Here is an 18,085-nt window from a genome sequence, read left to right as displayed (position 1 = left end):
CACCATGGATTCCATGGTGCTGGTCTTGGGGGTTTCGGCGGGCGCTGGCGGTGCCCGCGCGATGCTGACGCATTCCGATCAGCCACATCTTCCCCCGATCGATCGATGCCAAGTGCCGCGTCGGGCGGGCGGTGGGGTCGAGGAACCGGTCTTCGAGGCGATCCGCCAGATGCGCGCCGCCGCCGACCGGCGTGACGAGCTGATCACCGGAACCGCCGTGACCTGTCGCTGTCCGCTGCACGCCGACGCCATCCGCACCAGCGCTGGCCGCACCCGGCTAACCATCGTCGACGAACCGCTGGCCCAGCTGCGCTACCTGCGCTTCACCGGCCGCCTGCCTACCGCCGGCTCGGTCATCCTCTACGACCTCGGCAGCTCGGGCCTGACCATCACCCACGCCGACTGCCGCACCGACACCATCCTGTCCAGCAAACGCAGCACCGTCCTCGGCGGCGACGGCTACGACGCACTGCTGCGCTGGCAATTGGCCCGCGGCGGCGTATTCACCGACAAACAGACCAGCCGTAGGCACCGCGAAGAACTCAGCAACGTCCGGGTGATCACCGCGACGGACACCGACTCCGGCGGGCGCGCCGTGGTCACCCGCAGCGACCTCGCCGAACTGTGCGCGGCGGGCATCCACCACTCCGCCTCGTTCATCCGGCAACTCATCGTGGAAACCGGCGTCCAACCGGAGGCACTGGTCCTGCTCGGCGGCTGCACGCGCAACCCCGATATCCGCGAAGAGCTTTCCCAAATGATCGAACTGCCGGTCATCTACGATTCCGAGCCCGAATATGTTTCGGCCCGCGGCGCGGTATTGCTCGCCGCGGAACGCCCCACCGGCGATGTGCGTATGGCGCGCTTACGCGGCGGAGCACTGACCGGTTCACTGGTGCCGACCACCCCCGGTCGCCGCAAACTCATTGCCGCCATTGCGGTCACGGTCGGATTGGGTGCGACCATCGCCGGACTGCTCGCCATGGACCACACCGCCGCTGCGCCGCCGGATGGCGTCAACGCTCCGACTCCCGTCGAGATCGCGGGTATCCCAGCGACGTCCTTCAACTGAACCCGGTTGCGCAGGCCCTGTCGGCCGCAACCACGCCCTGCTCGCTGCTCGACGGCCGCTGACAGTCACGCATATGTTGTTGCGGCGGTCAAGGGTTCATCGGCGGCGTTGATATAAGCCGAAACGACTGTGCCCGGCCGAATCGGCCGGGCACAGGGGACGGCAGCCGACGGAGTCGGCGGGTGGGTAATTCGCGTCTCAGCGGTTGGTGAACTTGGCCGGGCGCTTCTCGACGAAGGCGCTCATACCTTCCTTCTGATCGTCGATCGCGAAGAGCGAGTGGAAGACTCGGCGTTCGAAACGCAGGCCCTCGGCGAGGGTGGTTTCGAAGGAGCGGTCCACGGCCTCCTTGGCGATCATGGTGACCGGCAGCGACATCGAGGCGATGGTTTCGGCGACCTCGAGTGCGGTGTCGAGCAGTTCGGCGGCGGGCACGATCCGGGACACGAGACCGGCGCGCTCGGCCTCCTCGGCATCCATATTGCGGCCGGTGAGCACCAGATCCATGGCCTTGGCCTTGCCGATGGCCCGGGTCAGGCGCTGCGAACCGCCGATGCCCGGAATGACGCCGAGCTTGATCTCGGGCTGACCGAATTTCGCATTGTCGGCGGCGAGCAGGATGTCGCAGATCATGGCCAGCTCACAGCCACCGCCGAGGGCGTAACCGGCGACGGCGGCAATGGTGGGCTTGCGGAACTGCGCCAGCCGATCCCAGCGGGCGAAGTAATCGTTCATGAACATGTCCATGTACGACTTGGGCTGCATCTCCTTGATATCGGCGCCGGCCGCGAAGGCCCGCTCCGAACCGGTGATGACAATGGCGCCGATCGCCTCATCGTGCTCGAGTTCGTCGAGCGCGGCAATGACATCGTCGAGAACCTGCGCGTTCAGCGCGTTCAGCGCCTTCGGGCGGTTCAGCGTGATCCAGCCGACCCGGCCCTTGCGCTCCAGCAGAATCGTCTCGAAGTCAGGCCCTCCCGTCGCCCGACCACCATCCCCCACGGAATCGCTTCGCGATGCATCCATCTTCAGGCACCCTCTTGATCGGAACGGTCACGGATATCGGTGACGATAGCCGAGAAGTCTTTATTGCCCTGCGACTGGTTGAACCGGGTATAGATCTCGGCGGCGAGCAAGCCGAGTCGGCCGTCGACGTCGTTATCGCGCAGGGCATTCGCGGCCAGACCCAGATCCTTCGTCATCAATGCGGTGGCGAAACCGGGCTGATAGTTATTGTTGGCCGGGCTGGTCGGCACGGGTCCGGGGACCGGGCAGTAGCTGGTCAGTGCCCAACTCTGGCCGGATGCGGTCGAAACCACATCGAAGAACGACTGGTGGCTCAGGCCCAGCTTCTCGCCGAGCACCAAGGCCTCGGACAGGCCGATCATCGAAATGCCGAGCAGCATGTTGTTGCAGATCTTCGCGGCTTGGCCGACACCGGAGCCGCCGCAGTGCACAACCTTGCCGCCCATTACCTCGAGCACGTCGAGTGCATCGGCGAAGTCGGCCGCGGTGCCGCCGACCATGAAGGTCAGCGTGCCCGCGGCGGCACCGGCGACTCCACCGGAGACCGGCGCGTCCAGTGCGCGGTGGCCCGCATCGACCGCGCGGGCGGCTGCCGCCTTGGCGTCGGCGACATCGATGGTGGAGCAGTCGATGAACAGCGTGTCCGGATTCGCGGCGGGGAGTAGATCGGCGTAGACGTCGAGGACGAGCTTGCCATTGGGCAGCATGGTGATCACGACATCGCGGCCCGCGGCGGCCGCGGCGGCCGAATCAGCGACGGTGGCACCGTCTTTGCGTGCCTGCTCCTGTGCGGCGGGAACCGGATCGAAGGCGAGCACGTCATATCCGGCCTCGACCAAGTTGGCAGCCATCGGACCGCCCATATGGCCGAGGCCGAGGAAACCGATCTTCTTCGTCACTTGCCTGCCTCCAAACCCAGTTCCCTATCGCCCAATCCGGCGAAGTACGCGTCGACCTGTTCCGCGGTGACATCGGCGAGCGTCGCGGGTGACCACTGCGGGTTGCGGTCCTTATCGATTACCTGCGCGCGGATGCCTTCGACCAGATCGTGCGAGGACAACGCGGCGATGGACACCCGGTACTCCTCGTTCAGCACCGCCTCGAGACTCGCCGCGGCACGGGCGGCACGCAACGAACGCAACGTCACCTTCAATGCCACAGGTGATTTCGCGAGCAGTTCGGTCGCGGCCTTGGCGGCCTCCGGCGAACCGTGCGTCCGCAGCCGATCGACGATCTCCTCGACGGTATCGGCGCTGTAGCAGGCATCGATCCAGTCCTGCTTGGCCACCAGATCGGATTCCGGTGCGTCCGTCGCGAATTTGGCGATGGCGATATCGACGGTCTCGGTCCGCAGCGTTTCCAGCAGTGCCGGAATATGTTCCGAGGGCACGTAGTAATCGGCGAAACCCGCGGCGATGGCGTCACCGGCGCTCATCCGCGCGGTGGTCAGTGCGACGTGCGTACCGATTTCGCCCGGCGTGCGGGCGAGCAGATAGGTGCCGCCGACGTCCGGAACGAAGCCGATGCCGACCTCCGGCATACCGATCTTGGAGCGCTCGGTGGCGATGCGGTGGCTGCCGTGTCCGGAGAGCCCTACGCCGCCGCCCATCACGATGCCGTCCATAACCACCACATACGGCTTCGGATAGCGGCCGATCATGGCATTGAGGATGTACTCGTCGCGCCAGAAAAGGCCGGTGGCCGAATCCGCGTTGGCGGCACCGGCGCGGTGATCATTCAAGGCGGCTGCGTCGCGGTGGATGGCGACGATATCGCCGCCCGCGCACAGCCCGCGCTCTCCCGCGCCGGTGACGACGACGGTGCGCACCTCGTCATCATCCGCCCATACCTGCAGTGCGGCGGAGATGGCCAGAGCCATCGGATGGTTCAGCGCATTGATGGCCTTCGGCCGATTAAGCGTGATCAGACCGAGCCCGTCGCGCTTATCGATGAGAACTTCGGATTCGGTCATGCTGCTCCTACCACCGAGCGGGCGACGACCACCCGCATGATTTCATTGGTGCCCTCCAGAATCTGGTGCACCCGCAGATCGCGGACGATCTTCTCCACGCCGTATTCGGCCAGGTAGCCGTAACCGCCGTGCATCTGCAGCGCCTTATTCGCGACTTCGAATCCGGCGTCGGTCGTGAATCGTTTTGCCATGGCGCATAATTCGACCTTGTCATCGGCATCCGCATCCAGCGCGGCCGCGGCCCGCCACAGCAGGGTCCGCGCCGCCTCCAGCGACGTGCGCATATCCGCGAGCTGGAATTGCAATGCCGGGTTGTCCAGCAGTCGGCTGTTGAACGCTTTGCGCTGGGCCAGGTACGTGACGGATTTTTCGAGCGCTGCCTGACCGCCGCCCAGTGAGCAGGCCGCGATATTGAGTCGACCGCCATTGAGCCCGTTCATGGCGATGCGGAAACCATTGCCCTCGATGCCGAGCATATCGGCGGCGGGCACCCGGACATCGTCCAGGATCACCTGACGAGTGGGCTGGGCATTCCAACCCATCTTCTTCTCGTTGGCGCCGAAGGAAATTCCCGGGGTATCGGCCGCAACGATGAATGCGGAAATGCCGCGCGCGCCCGTATCGCCGGTGCGCGCCATGATGACGTACACATCCGTGCTGCCCGCACCGGAGATGAATTGCTTCACCCCGCTGAGCAGGTAATCGTCACCATCACGAACGGCCTTGGTGCTCAATGCCGCCGCATCCGATCCGACGCCGGGCTCGGTGAGCGCATAGCTGCCGAGCCATTCCATCGAGGTCAGCCGGGGCAGCCAGCGGTTGCGCTGCTCGGCATTGCCGTAGTTGTCGATCATCCACGAAACCATGTTGTGGATGGAGATATACGCCGCGATGGCCGGACAGCCGGTGGCCAGTTGTTCGAAGATGCGCACGGCATCGAGCCTGCGCAGTCCCGAGCCGCCGACATCCTCGCCGATGTAGATACCACCCATGCCGAGCGAACCCGCCTTGCGCAGGACATCCACGGGAAAGTGCTTCTGCTCATCCCATTCCAGGGCGTTCGGGGCGAGGTATTCGTCGGCGAAGTCACGCGCCATTTCGGAAATGGCGCGCTCGTCGTCATTCAGTGCGAACACGATCGTCGACCTCCGTCCGTGGGCCGTTCAGTCCATCGTCGGAATGACGAAGTGGTTGCTGTCCTTGAGCCCGGAAGGCCAGCGCTGGGTGACGGTCTTGGTCTTGGTGTAGAAACGAATGGAATCCGGACCGTGCTGGTTCAGGTCGCCGAATCCGGAACGCTTCCAACCGCCGAAGGTGTGGTACGCGATCGGCACCGGAATCGGCACATTGATGCCGACCATGCCGACCTGCACGCGGGCGGCGAAATCCCGAGCGGTATCGCCGTCGCGGGTGAAGATCGCGACGCCGTTGCCGTATTCGTGCTCATTGGGCAGCGCGAGCGCTTCGTCGTAATCCTCGGCCCGCACGATCGACAGCACCGGGCCGAAGATCTCTTCGGTGTAGATCCGCATTTCCCGCGTGACATGGTCGAAAAGCGTTGCACCGGTGAAATACCCGCCTGCACCGCCGTCGACCGCGAGCCCGCGGCCGTCGATCACCAGCTCGGCCCCCTCATCGACGCCGAGCTGGACGTAGTTCTCGACCCGGCTGAGGGCATCCTTGGTGACCAGCGGGCCGAAATCGGCACCGGCATCATCGGAGCGTCCGACATTCAACTTGGCGATCCGCTCGATCAACTTCTCGCGCAGGCGATCCGCGGTCTCCTGCCCCACCGGAACAGCGACCGAGATGGCCATACAGCGCTCACCCGCCGAGCCGTAGCCCGCGCCGATGAGCTGGTCGGCGACATCGTCGAGGTCGGCGTCCGGCATGACGATCGCGTGGTTCTTGGCGCCGCCGAAGCACTGTGCGCGTTTACCATTCGCGGTCGCGGTCTCGTAGATGTACTGCGCGATCGGAGTGGAACCGACAAAGCCGACGGCCTTTACGGTCGGCGAGTGCAGGATCGCATCAACGGCTTCCTTATCGCCGTTGACCACGTTGAAGACACCGGCTGGCAGACCTGCTTCCAGGAACAACTCGGCCAGGCGCAGCGGCACCGAAGGATCGCGCTCGGATGGCTTGAGCACGAAGGCATTTCCGCAAGCCAAAGCCGGGCCCGCCTTCCACAGCGGGATCATGGCCGGGAAGTTGAACGGGGTAATGCCCGCGACCACTCCGAGCGGCTGACGCATGGAGTAGACGTCGATGCCGGTGCCCGCACTCTCGGTGTACTCACCCTTGAGCAGATGCGGAATCCCCGCGGCGAATTCGATGACCTCGATGCCGCGCTGGATATCCCCCTTGGCGTCGGGGATGGTCTTGCCGTGTTCGGCGGAGAGCAGCGCCGCGAGGGAATCCATCTCGTCCTGCACGAGCGTCAGGAACTTCATCAGCACCCTGGCCCGCTTCTGCGGGTTGAACCCGGCCCACACCTGCTGGGCCTCGGCCGCGTTCGCGATGACCGCATCGACCTCGGCCTTACTCGCCAGCGGCACCCGCGCCTGCACCTGGCCGGTATTCGGGTCGAAGACATCGGCGAAGTTGCCCGAGGCCCCGGCGACGCGCTGCCCGCCGATGTAATGAGTGAGTTCGCGAACCATGCCAGTCCTGTTCTCGTAGTGGACGCCGCGCACTGCGCGATTTACGGTCATCCTATAGTTGGATGTCCAAGTAAATACAGACGCGCGGGCAGACTGTGATTCATCCCACCGGCAACTATCGAGCGATCGGAGGCCTCGGGGACCTCGCCCGGAACGAGCGGACTCGATCAGTCGGTTAGGCGGAGGGTTTCGACGAGCGGGCGAGCAGCCAAGCGCCGAGGGCGAGGACCACTGTGCCGATGAGCAGGATCGCGACCATGGCACCGACCGCGCCATCGAACCAATGCGCGACCGCCAAGCCCACAGCCAGCGCGATCATCGCGGCACCGCCGATCATGAGCACCGCCGAGCGCTGCGTGGCGTGCAGTACGAAGCAGGCCAGAGCCACCGCCACAGCCAGTACGAAGCCTTCTCGCCTGTCGACATCGACGGTCACTATGCCCGCCGCCGAGACGAGGAGCGCGACGAGATAGCCCGCCCAGGTCTCGACGAACGCGCCCAGCCTGGTGAGTGCGAACCAGATCGCGCCGAGCGCGAGCATGCTCCACGGCGACTCAGCGTTGCGAGCCGAGATCCACCACCGAGCCAGGGTGTGCGAGTGAGGCGACCTGAATCGCACCACCCGGAGCAATCCGAAAAGCCGCACCGGTCCGGATGAGTTCGCGGTATCACCGTCGCAGCAGCCCGATAGTACGGTCAAACATCGCGAATACGGCCGCGATGATTGTCGCGCGCCTTCACGGCCAGCGACCGCCTGCCAAATTCGGACTACTCGGCGAACCGAATTCGGTGACAGCCGCGACCATCACCGCATCGCGCATCCCGGTCGCGACCGTCGGCGCTTCGACCGCCGTCCAGAACCCGGCACTGAGTTCGCACCACCGCGAGATCCGATCGACACCTGCGGTGCACCACTGTCGGACAGTCTGCGAGTTCATCTCGACTCACCACCCATCGCATTCGTGCGGTTTGCGGGATCCCTACCCGGCCGCGGGATGCCGATCCCCGCGAAGATCAGGTTCTGCCAGCGGAAAGGTTCGCCACTCGGCAGTTGCCTCCATCGGAACTCGAGTCGGGGGTGGATGTCGCGGGTTGTGGTCACGGTGAGTGGAATCAGCTGGCCATCACCGAAACCGGTTTCACCTGGCGCTGTGACTGCCGCCACCGTAAGATTAGTTTGACGTCCTAGTATTGGGCGCCAAACAGGATCTCCCCGGAGGACCCCGTGGCCGACAGCACCGCGCTCCACACGCCCATTCATCCCGTCCGATTCGTGACCTCGGCCGCGCTATTCGACGGGCACGACGCCGCGATCAACATCATGCGGCGGATCCTGCAGGCGCAGGGCGCCGAGGTCATTCACCTCGGGCACAATCGCGCCGTCAGCGAGGTCGTGGACGCGGTGCTCACCGAGGACGCCCAGGGCGTCGCGGTGAGTTCGTATCAGGGCGGACATGTCGAGTACTTCGAATATCTCGCAGACGCGCTGAAGAAGGCCGGTGCCGACCATGTCCGGATCTTCGGCGGTGGCGGCGGGGTGATCGTTCCCGAGGAGATCGCGCGCCTGGCCGAATCCGGGGTGACCATCTTCTCCCCCGAGGACGGTCAGCGACTCGGCCTGCCGGGCATGATCAACCAACTGATCCGCACCTGCGATGTCGATCTCGCCGCCGAGCCGCCGCTACTGGACGCGGTACTGGCCGGTGAGCGGGCCGCACTCGCCCGCGCGATCACCTGCCTGCAGCAGGACACACTGTCGGAGTCCGATCGGCAGACCCTGGTTTCGGCCGCTGCCGCGCGCACGGTGCCGGTGCTCGGCATCACCGGCACCGGTGGTTCCGGAAAGTCCTCGCTCACCGATGAATTGGTGCGGCGGCTGCGCTCCGATCAACAGGACAAGTTGCGCGTGGCGATTCTCGCGGTGGATCCGACCCGGCGACGCGGCGGTGGTGCACTGCTCGGCGACCGCATCCGGATGAACGCCCTCGACGGCGATCACATCTTCTTCCGCTCCCTTGCCACCCGCGGTGGCCACGAACTGCCGCAGAATATCGACGCCATCGTGACCGCCTGCAAGGCGGCGGGATACGACCTGGTGATTCTGGAAACCCCCGGCATCGGCCAGGGCGATGCCGCGATCACCGACCACGTCGACGTGTCGATGTATGTGATGACACCGGAATTCGGCGCGGCCTCCCAGTTGGAGAAGATCGACATGCTGGATTTCGCGGATGTGGTGGCAATCAATAAGTTCGAGCGTCGCGGCGCCGAGGATGCGCTGCGTGATGTCTCGCGCCAGTTGATTCGCAATCGCGAGGAATTCAGCAAGACGCCCGAGGACATGCCGGTATTCGGTACCAGCGCAGCCACTTTCAACGATGATGGGGTGACCGCCCTCTACCAGCACCTCACCGGACTACTCGCCGAGCGCGGTCTGCACTTGGAGCCCGGCGTACTTCCGAAGGTGGATACCCGATCCTCCACCAGGTTCGCCCAGATCATCCCGCCCGCCCGGGTGCGCTATCTCGCTGAGATCGCCGATACGGTCCGTGATTACCACGCCGATACGGCCGCGCAAATCCTTGCCGCGCAACGTGTGCAGCGGCTCGAGCAGGTGGCGGCCGAGCTGCCCGATGACACCGCGGTGGCCGAGCTCGCCGAGAAGGCCCGCGAAGCACTGCATACCGACAATGCCGAACTGCTCGCGGGTTGGCCCGAACTGGCCGAATCCTATCGGGGAGACGAGCAGGTGGTTCGGGTTCGTGATCGCGAGATCCGTACGCCGCTGCGCCGGGAGACGCTGTCCGGCAACTCCATTCCGCGCGTCGCGCTGCCACGCTTCACCGATCACGGTGAGCTGCTTCGGTTCCTGCGTTCGGAGAATCTGCCCGGACGGTTCCCGTTCACCGCGGGTGTCTTCGCGTTCAAGCGCGATAACGAGGATCCGGCGCGGATGTTCGCCGGTGAGGGCGATCCGTTCCGGACCAACCGGCGCTTCAAGGTGCTCAGCGAACATGCCGAGGCGACACGGCTTTCCACGGCCTTCGATTCGGTGACGCTCTATGGACACGATCCCGCCGAACGCCCGGACATCTACGGCAAGGTCGGCACCTCCGGCGTCTCGATCGCCTCGCTCGACGATATGAAGGCGCTCTACGACGGCTTCGACCTGACCGCGCCGACCACCTCGGTATCGATGACCATCAACGGCCCGGCCCCCACCATCCTGGCCTACTTCCTGAATACCGCCATCGACCAAGCGCTGGAACGCTTCTCGGCCGCCGAGGGCCGCGAACCCACCGCCGAGGAGACCGCGGAAATCAAGGCGCGCACCCTGGCGACGGTGCGCGGCACCGTACAGGCCGACATCCTCAAGGAGGACCAGGGCCAGAACACCTGCATCTTCTCCACCGAATTCAGTCTGCGCATGATGGCCGATATCCAGGAATGGTTCGTGCGCAATGGTGTTCGCAACTTCTACTCGGTCTCGATCTCCGGCTATCACATCGCCGAGGCCGGGGCGAACCCGATCAGTCAACTGGCCTTCACCCTGGCCAACGGATTCACCTATGTCGAGGCATATCTCGCGCGCGGCATGCACATCGACGACTTCGCACCGAATCTGTCGTTCTTCTTCTCCAATGGAATGGATCCGGAATATTCGGTGATCGGCCGGGTGGCGCGGCGCATCTGGGCCATTGCCATGCGAGATCGCTACGGCGCCAACGAGCGCTCGCAGAAGTTGAAGTACCACGTCCAGACCTCGGGCCGATCACTGCACGCACAGGAGATGAGCTTCAACGACATCCGCACCACCCTGCAGGCACTCATCGCCATCTACGACAACTGCAATAGCCTGCACACCAATGCCTATGACGAAGCAGTGACCACCCCCACCGAGGAATCGGTGCGCCGCGCACTGGCCATTCAGCTCATCATCAACCGCGAGTGGGGCGTCGCGATGAATGAAAACCCGCTCCAGGGCAGCTTTCTCATCGATGAGCTCACCGATCTCGTCGAGGAGGCCGTGCTCGCCGAATTCGATCGCATCAGCGAGCGCGGCGGAGTCCTCGGAGCCATGGAGACCGGCTACCAGCGGGGAAAGATCCAAGACGAATCGATGCGGTACGAGCACCGCAAACACGATGGTTCGCTGCCGATCATCGGTGTCAATACCTTCCGCAATCCACATGGTGAACCGCACCGGGTCATCGAATTGGCTCGCGGCACCGAAGCGGAGAAGCAGTCACAGCTGCGGCGCGTGCGGCAATTCCAGAACGACCATCGCGATGCCGCACATACCGCCCTCGCCCGCCTGGACACTGTTGCCCGCACCGATGACAACATCTTCGAGGTCCTGATGGACGCCGCCCGGGTCTGCACCCTGCAACAGATCACCGACACCTTCTTCACGGTCGGCGGACAGTACCGCCGCAACGTGTGAAATAGGTTGGGCTGTCAGAAGATTCGCACCTCCGGAATCATCTCCATCTGACGTGCCCACTCCGGGTACTTCGCCAGCTTGGCGTTGTGCAGTGCCATGATTTTGTCGCGCAACTCCGGATCCGGTTCGTCGGATACGTCCGGTCCGATCGCGATTTTCTGGAAGTGCGGGACGATCTGCGGATCACCGGCCAGGTGGACCGGATCGTGCATATAGCGCTCCATCGCGTCCAGATCCTCGATGCCGACGCAATAAGCGTGGGTGAACCCGTCGCGCACGTCGCCGAGATTCTGGCCGACGGTTGCGAAGGACACCGATTCGACCGACGCGGTGCGCTTCATCAGCGCGAGCACCTCGGCCTTCTGCGCATCGGTGGTCTCTTCGCGGAAGCCGAAGCGCAACATATGAACGATCATGGGATACCTCCTCGTTTTGAACCAGCTAGTTCAATCTAGCTAACTGACTGGTAGATGCACAAGAGTGAACCCTCGAGTTCATTTGGCGCTAATATGCAGGGGTGACGGGTACTACGACGGCGCGCGGCCGCATCGATAAGCGGCAGGCGATCCTGGACGTCGCATTCACCGTCTTCGCGCGACGCGGCTACGACAAGGCGTGCGTGCAGGAGATCGCGGATGAGGCGGGTGTCGCCAAGCCGACGGTCTACAACCATCTCAATGACAAGCAGAGCCTGTTCCGACACGCCGTGCTGGCCGCCGCCGACGCCGTGGCCACCGAAACTCTCGCGATCGTCGACAGCCTGCGCGAGCCGGGCGAGGATCTGTCGGCCGCCCTCACCGCGACGGCACGCGCATTGCTCGCCGAATGCTCCAGCGAGCGCGCCCGCTCGCTCCGCGCGCTGACCTATGCGCAGCTCGCCGCCTTTCCGGACCTGGCCGACACCGTGCTGGAGCGCACCTCGCGGCGTATCGCCGAGGCGCTGGCCGATCGACTCGCGCGACTCGCTCTTTCGGGTCGGCTGCAGACCAAAGACCCGGCGCAGGCGGCCGAACAACTACTCGCGCTGCTCACCGCGCCACTGGAGGCGCGGTCCCGGCTCGGCACCCGCGAGGTAAGCGAGGCCGAGCAGCGCGATATCGCCGATGCGGCGGTGCGGACGTTCCTGTCCGCTTACGGTTCCCGCTGATCCCGAACGCGCCCGACTACGCGCGTGTGACAATCGCGAGGTCAGGGTCTTCAGCTTATTGGGATGGCGGACATGGATCTCTCGGATATCCGCGTTATCGATAGCCATATTCATCAATGGGACCCATTCCGCACGCCACGCGAATTCAGCCGGACGGCGAAGTTGCTCCGGATGCTGCCCATTCCGATCGATTGGGCCAAGCGGGTGGCGCCGCGCCGGGATCGGGAGTTCGTCGGAGATCCGACCGCCTATGCGAATCCGTATCTGCCCGCGAATTACCGCGCGGATGCCGACGGCGTGCCCGTCGAATCGATCGTGCATATCGAGGTCGGGTGGACCGGAAAAGGGACGCTGGCCAGGGCTGATGAGACGAAGTGGGTAGCCGGGCTGCCATTCGGCGGCGACAATCCTGCCCTCGGCGCAATCATCGGTAGCGCCGACCCGGCGGCACCGGATTTCGCGCTGCTGCTCGATGCCCATAGGGCCGCATCGACATTGCTGCGCGGCATTCGCGCGCACGTGGCACACCATCCGGATTCGGATGTCCGGCCCTATGCCTCGCATGAGGGCGCGCTCGCCACCAAAGAATTCCTCGACGGCTTCGCGGCACTGGCCGAGCGTGGGCTGTCTTTCGAGGCCTGGGTGTATTCACACGCGCTACCCGATGTGACGGCGCTTGCCGAACGCTATCCCGAAGTCCCGATAGTGCTCGACCATCTCGCCACACCCGCAGGGATTTTCGGTCCGGTCGGCAAACGCACCGGAAGGAATCCGAGCCTGCGCCGGGAACTATTCATCCGATGGCGCGACGATCTCACCGCCCTCGCCGAAAAGCCCAATGTGGTTGCGAAGGTCAGCGGCTTGATGATGCCGATCCTCGGCCACCAGGTACCACCGCGTGGCACGCCGACACCGGTTCCGGTGCTGTTGGACCGGATCAGCCCGCTCATCACCCACGCCTACGATGTCTTCGGCGCGGACCGGCTGCTGTGGGGCTCCAATTTCCCAGTGGATAAACCGATTACGACTATCGCCGACAGCGCCGAGGTAATCGCCGCCGCGATCACCGACCACGGCGGCGGCCGCGACGAGCTCGAAAAGATCTTCCGAACCAACGCCCAGCGGACCTACCGAATCGAATCCTGATGCTATGCGGCTCGAGCGGACGGCAAACGATCGGATAGCCATCACAAAGTACGTCGGGGCGCTCGACGGCGTCGAGGCCGGGCATTTCGACCCCGCCGACGACCGGATTCGCTGCATGGCGAGATCAGGCGACGAATGAATCCGCGATTTGGCGGGTCAGGACAGCGCGGGCGGTGGCCAGCGATGGACCGTACCAGGTGAGGCTGCGGCCTTCGACCAAGGCCACAGCCAGGCCCGGAAAGGCTTCGGGTCCATCGGATCTGGTGAATACGTATGGCTCGTCGGGAAGCAGGACCAGTTCGACATCGCGGGTCAGCTCGTCTGCGGAGACGCGCGGATAGCGCTCCGCGCGCTCGGCGTGCACGAGTCGCAGGCCGAGGTGCGCTGCCAGGTCGCCGGTGAAGGTGTTGTGGCCGACCACCATCCAGGGATTGCGCCAGATGGGGATGACCGTATTGCGCGGCGGCCCGGGCGGCGGCGTGGCCCAGGAAGTTTCGGCCTCGATGAGCCAGTCCGGCACCGACCCGTCCAGTGCTTCGGTGAAAAGTCGGCGCAGCGAGGCGAAACTCGCGTCCAGCGTTTCGATTCTGGTGACCCACACCGGGATGCCCGCATCCCGCAGGCGCTCCACATCGATGCGGCGATTCTCTTCCTGATTGCACAGCACCAGATCCGGCGCGAGCTCGATGATACGGCGCACATTCGGATTCTTGGTGCCCCGAACCCGCTCGACGTCCAGGTCAGCGGGATGCGTGCACCAATCCGTCGCCGCGACAAGGACTTCGGGGCGACTGACCGCGACGGCCTCGGTCAGCGACGGAACCAGCGACACCACCCGACGCACCGGGCGGTCAATGCGGACGACCGCACCCAGATCGTCGATCATGACAGATCGTCCAGCGCCCAGGCCCGCACGGCCAGCTCGGCCTCGATCTCGCGCGGGTACCGCGTGGTACGCATCTCCTCGACGTAGGCGAGCAACGCGGATTTGTAGCCGGACATGTCAGCGATCCAAGGCTTCGTAGAGTGCGCGGAGATCGCGTAGCCCGGCCGCGGCCGTCGGTTCGTCCTCGGCGATCATGCGCAGTGCCCGGCGTAGCAGGGTCGGATCCAGATCATCGATGGCGGGGCGGAATTCGAGCTTGGGGAGGTCCGGCAGTTGGGTGCGGTCGCCATAGGGATCGTCGGAAACCGTTGGCGCGGTGTCCCGTTCGATACCGACGATGAGGGTGTCCAGATCGAGGCCGCGCAGGGTGAGGATTTCGCGCGGACGCTCGTCCAGACGTTCGGCGAGCAGGTAGCAGACCGCGGCCACATGTTTGCACGGCCAACCGGGATCCGGGCAGGTGCAGGAGAAGTCGAGATCGGCGGCCGTTGTCGGGAGCAGGTGCTCGCCGAGGCTCGTCGGCAGGGCGCCGGAGGCGATTTCGGCCAGTACGCCCGGCGTTGTCCGTATGGTCTCGATGAGCAGTTCCAGTTCCTCGTCGCGCAGCTGTCGGATGGCGAATACCGAGGTGAACGGGCGCGGCTGACTCCCTTGCACTTCCGCGGTGACCGCACCGGGTTCGATCCGATAGTTCACGACCTGTCCGGCCCTGGCATAGGTGCGCCCGCGCGCGAGTCGACCGGGTTCGGCCATCTGCTCGACCGCCTCGATCAGGGCCTTGCCCCACCAGGTACGTCCGAATCCGCCGCGTCGGCTGCGTGCTTCGACCCCGCCACGCACCGGGCGACGCTTGCCGTACTTGCTGTAGTCCTCGAAGGGACTCAATCGCCCACCGCCTCCGCGCCGAGGGCGAAGAGCCGATGCAGTTCGTCCGTACTCAATTCGGTGATCCAGTTCTCCCCCGCACCGATGGCCAGATCGGCGAGTTGGCGTTTGCCACTGATCATTTCGTCGATCTTCTCCTCGATGGTGTCGACACAGATCAGTTTGCGCACCTGCACATTGCGCTGCTGACCGATCCGGAAGGCGCGGTCGGTGGCCTGGTTCTCGACGGCCGGATTCCACCAACGATCCAGGTGCACAACATGGTTGGCGGCGGTGAGGTTCAAGCCGGTGCCACCGGCCTTGAGCGATAACAACATCAGCGGCGGACCAGCAGGTTCCTGGAATCGCTCGACCATGCTGTCGCGCTGCTTCTTCGGCACTCCACCGTGCAGGAACGGGATCGCCGTACCGAAGCGCTCGATCAGATAGGGCGCGATGAGCTCGCCGAACTCGCGGAACTGGGTGAACAGCAAAGCCTTCTCCCCATCCGCGAGCACCGCATCGAGCACGTCCTCCACCAGGGCGAGCTTGCCGGAGCGGTGGCTGCCGCGGTGCAGCACACCCGAGGCGTCACCGAGAAAATGCGCGGGATGGTTGCAGACCTGTTTGAGCCGGGTCAGCGCGCCTAGTACCGCGCCCTTGCGCGCCATCCCCTTCGCATCCTTCAGCTTGGCCATCATGTCGTCGACGACCGCCTGGTACAGCGCCGCCTGTTCCACGGTCAGGTTGGCGCGCACCGTCATCTCCAGTTTCTCCGGCAGATCACTGATGACGGCGGGATCGGATTTCACCCGGCGCAGCACGAACGGCTGGGTGACGGTGCGCAGTCGACTGATGGCGTTCTCGTCTCGATCGCGTTCGATCGGCACCGCGAACCGAGCACGGAAAGTCTGCGCGCTACCGAGCACCTTCGGCATCGTGAAGTCCAGAAGCGAGCGCAATTCTTCGAGCCGGTTCTCCACCGGAGTTCCAGTGAGCGCCAACCGGTGTCGGGCAGGTAATGCCCGAGCCGCCTTCGCCTGTCGGGTTCCCGCGTTCTTGATGTGCTGCGCTTCGTCGAGCACCACCCGGTCCCACTGCTGTCGCGCCAATTCGGCAGCGTCCCTGGCCAAGAGCGAATAGGTGGTGATCACCAGATCCGCATCCGCGACGGCTTCGTCCAGTTGCGCGCCGGACTTGCGCCCGACACCGTGATGCACCATTACCCGCAGATCAGGGGCGAATCGCTGCGCCTCACGCTGCCAGTTGCCGACGACCGACATCGGGCTCACAAGTAGTGTCGGTGCGGTCCCATCGGTCCCCTCCCGCTCGTGCACGAGCAGGGCCAAGACCTGCACGGTCTTTCCCAGACCCATGTCATCGGCCAGGATTCCACCGATGCCGTAGCGGCTCATGGTGGCCAGCCACGCCAACCCGCGCTCCTGATACGGCCGCAACTGCGCCTTCAGGCCGACCGGCACACTCACCGGTACGGGTTCGCGGGTCTGGTCCAAAAGGTCTGCGGCCCAACCAGTTGCGCTGACCTCGGTGATCGGGACCTTCTCGACATGGCCGGTGACGAGTTCACCGACCAGATCGGCGAAGGTGATCTCGGTGTCGTCGAGATGGGCGGCGACATAGCGCGCGGCGGCAGCCAACATCTTGTGATCGGCCTGCACCCATTCGCCGCGCAGCTGTACCAGATCCGATTTCGAGCGGACCAGCCGTTCCATCTCGGCCTTGGTCAGCACGGTATCGCCGAGCGCGAGTTCCCATCGGTAGGAGACGAGTCCGCGCATACCGACGGTGCTCTCGGCAGCGGGGACGGCGCTCTCCACACGTAGCCGCATGGTCGGGGCGCTGATATTCCACGCCCGCGGCAGCAACAGCCGCACACCTGCCGCCTGGAGCGCATGGGCGCCGTGTTCGACCAGATCCGCGACCACCTCGGTGGGCAACAGTAGGTCCATCGACTGCGGATCGCTCGGCAGATCGCGCAGGCGCGGATAGGCTCGCGCCGCCTCGCCCAGCTTCTCGATCGCGGTCCGCACCAGCACCGGATCACCAAGCAGCGGAACCGGATTCGGCGCTTCACCAGCGGCGCGCAGACAGACCTGCAGTCGCCACAGCGCCACCGCGTCATCGGCATCGGCATCGGCATCGGCCGCACCGAGCGCGATATCGCCCTCCGGCTCCAGCAGCCGCAGTACCAACTCGGGCTCGTCCCCGGTCAGACTCGCCCGCCAGCGTTCCAGCACCTGCGCCAGCTGATGGCTGCCGCCATCCAAGGCAACGTCATCGACGAGCGCGGCCACCAGCGGATGCGTCGAAGGCGACCGATCCAGCAGCTCCCGGACGATCGGGTCGGTGAGTTCGGCGACCATATCCTCGAGCAGTATCCCCGGCTTCCCCGCGACGCGCAGTGCGGGCGGCATCGCCACCGCCAACTCCGCCAGCCAGGCGCGCTGCCGCTCACCACCGACCAATCGCCAGCGCACCCACCACTGCCCGTCGTCGCGGCGCAGTTCGGGCACCACCCGCCCAGCCCGCACCCATCGCTCGACACCGTGCGCCACATGCGCGAGAAACCGCAGATCCCCCGAAACCGCATCGACCGGCAGCCGCTGGCGCAGCGCGACCGCGGCCGCCGCGGGCACCATGGCATGCGCCCTGACCTGCTCGGTCGCCCCCTGCGCCCCGCTGGCCAGCACCTCTGCCCGATGCCGGAACTTCGACGCCGCCAGCACCGCACCCAACGGTTCGGGTAGCGCGACCGGGGCCTCCTGCCAGAGCAGCAAGCCCGATCCCGGCGACCACAGACCGTGCAGCATCACCCCATCCAATCAGGCGGGTCCGACAGACGCC

At 65.1% G+C, this 18,085-nt stretch carries 15 protein-coding genes; 4 read left to right on the top strand and 11 right to left on the bottom strand.

Annotated elements, in window-relative coordinates; translation table 11 throughout:
* Positions 1-4: 4 nt before the first annotated feature.
* Positions 5-1,072, top strand: a complete 1,068-nt coding sequence (locus ACIBG0_RS12575) for an Hsp70 family protein (RefSeq protein WP_397031923.1) — start codon at positions 5-7, stop codon at positions 1,070-1,072.
* 198 nt (positions 1,073-1,270) lie between these two features.
* Here the strand turns inward: ACIBG0_RS12575 and ACIBG0_RS12570 are convergent, their stop codons facing one another.
* From ACIBG0_RS12570 to ACIBG0_RS12540, 7 genes are all read right to left on the bottom strand, one after another.
* Positions 1,271-2,098 carry an enoyl-CoA hydratase gene (locus ACIBG0_RS12570; protein ID WP_397031922.1) on the bottom strand — a complete coding sequence of 276 codons (828 nt, stop codon included), beginning with the start codon at positions 2,096-2,098 and terminating at the stop codon, positions 1,271-1,273.
* A 2-nt stretch (positions 2,099-2,100) separates the two neighbouring features.
* Positions 2,101-2,997, bottom strand: a complete 897-nt coding sequence (gene mmsB / locus ACIBG0_RS12565) for a 3-hydroxyisobutyrate dehydrogenase (RefSeq protein ID WP_397031920.1) — start codon at positions 2,995-2,997, stop codon at positions 2,101-2,103.
* Positions 2,994-4,070 (bottom strand): enoyl-CoA hydratase/isomerase family protein, encoded by a 1,077-nt coding sequence (locus ACIBG0_RS12560; RefSeq protein ID WP_397031918.1) that lies wholly within the window; start codon positions 4,068-4,070, stop codon positions 2,994-2,996. The genes mmsB and ACIBG0_RS12560 overlap by 4 nt, the downstream gene beginning before the upstream one ends.
* Positions 4,067-5,206, bottom strand: a complete 1,140-nt coding sequence (locus ACIBG0_RS12555) for an acyl-CoA dehydrogenase family protein (protein WP_397031916.1) — start codon at positions 5,204-5,206, stop codon at positions 4,067-4,069. Before ACIBG0_RS12555 ends, ACIBG0_RS12560 begins: the two co-directional genes overlap by 4 nt.
* A gap of 27 nt (positions 5,207-5,233) precedes the next feature.
* Positions 5,234-6,733 carry a CoA-acylating methylmalonate-semialdehyde dehydrogenase gene (locus ACIBG0_RS12550; protein WP_397032016.1) on the bottom strand — a complete coding sequence of 500 codons (1,500 nt, stop codon included), beginning with the start codon at positions 6,731-6,733 and terminating at the stop codon, positions 5,234-5,236.
* Between the two features lie 175 nt (positions 6,734-6,908).
* Positions 6,909-7,274, bottom strand: coding sequence for a hypothetical protein (locus ACIBG0_RS12545; protein ID WP_397031915.1), 366 nt, complete (start codon positions 7,272-7,274; stop codon positions 6,909-6,911).
* A gap of 196 nt (positions 7,275-7,470) precedes the next feature.
* A complete protein-coding gene (locus tag ACIBG0_RS12540) occupies positions 7,471-7,671 on the bottom strand; it encodes a hypothetical protein (protein ID WP_397031913.1) in 201 nt (66 codons plus the stop codon).
* 287 nt (positions 7,672-7,958) lie between these two features.
* On the opposite strand from ACIBG0_RS12540, the gene icmF reads away from it, so the two are divergent.
* Positions 7,959-11,177, top strand: a complete 3,219-nt coding sequence (icmF, locus tag ACIBG0_RS12535; RefSeq protein WP_397031911.1) for a fused isobutyryl-CoA mutase/GTPase IcmF — start codon at positions 7,959-7,961, stop codon at positions 11,175-11,177.
* A gap of 14 nt (positions 11,178-11,191) precedes the next feature.
* Here icmF and ACIBG0_RS12530 read toward each other — a convergent pair whose 3' ends face one another.
* Positions 11,192-11,593, bottom strand: coding sequence for a Dabb family protein (locus tag ACIBG0_RS12530; RefSeq protein WP_397031909.1), 402 nt, complete (start codon positions 11,591-11,593; stop codon positions 11,192-11,194).
* Between the two features lie 101 nt (positions 11,594-11,694).
* Between ACIBG0_RS12530 and ACIBG0_RS12525 the strand changes: the two genes are divergently transcribed.
* Positions 11,695-12,324, top strand: a complete 630-nt coding sequence (locus ACIBG0_RS12525) for a TetR/AcrR family transcriptional regulator (RefSeq protein WP_397031907.1) — start codon at positions 11,695-11,697, stop codon at positions 12,322-12,324.
* A 63-nt stretch (positions 12,325-12,387) separates the two neighbouring features.
* Positions 12,388-13,470 (top strand): amidohydrolase family protein, encoded by a 1,083-nt coding sequence (locus ACIBG0_RS12520; RefSeq protein WP_397031905.1) that lies wholly within the window; start codon positions 12,388-12,390, stop codon positions 13,468-13,470.
* Positions 13,471-13,594: 124 nt separating this feature from the next.
* Here the strand turns inward: ACIBG0_RS12520 and ACIBG0_RS12515 are convergent, their stop codons facing one another.
* The 3 genes from ACIBG0_RS12515 to ACIBG0_RS12505 all read right to left on the bottom strand — a co-directional run bounded on the left by ACIBG0_RS12515 (position 13,595) and on the right by ACIBG0_RS12505 (position 18,051).
* Positions 13,595-14,356, bottom strand: a complete 762-nt coding sequence (locus ACIBG0_RS12515) for a helical backbone metal receptor (RefSeq protein WP_397031903.1) — start codon at positions 14,354-14,356, stop codon at positions 13,595-13,597.
* A 117-nt stretch (positions 14,357-14,473) separates the two neighbouring features.
* Positions 14,474-15,241: an SWIM zinc finger family protein gene (locus ACIBG0_RS12510; RefSeq protein ID WP_397031901.1), complete on the bottom strand. Its 768-nt coding sequence runs from the start codon at positions 15,239-15,241 to the stop codon at positions 14,474-14,476.
* Complete coding sequence (locus ACIBG0_RS12505) at positions 15,238-18,051, bottom strand: DEAD/DEAH box helicase (protein ID WP_397031900.1); 2,814 nt, start codon at positions 18,049-18,051, stop codon at positions 15,238-15,240. The genes ACIBG0_RS12510 and ACIBG0_RS12505 overlap by 4 nt, the downstream gene beginning before the upstream one ends.
* Between the last annotated feature and the right edge of the window lie 34 nt (positions 18,052-18,085).

Source organism: Nocardia sp. NPDC050630 (assembly GCF_044457245.1).
Taxonomy (GTDB): Bacteria; Actinomycetota; Actinomycetes; order Mycobacteriales; family Mycobacteriaceae; genus Nocardia.
The sequence above is the reverse complement of the archived record's forward strand: the minus strand, read 5'-3'. Positions and strand labels throughout refer to the sequence as shown.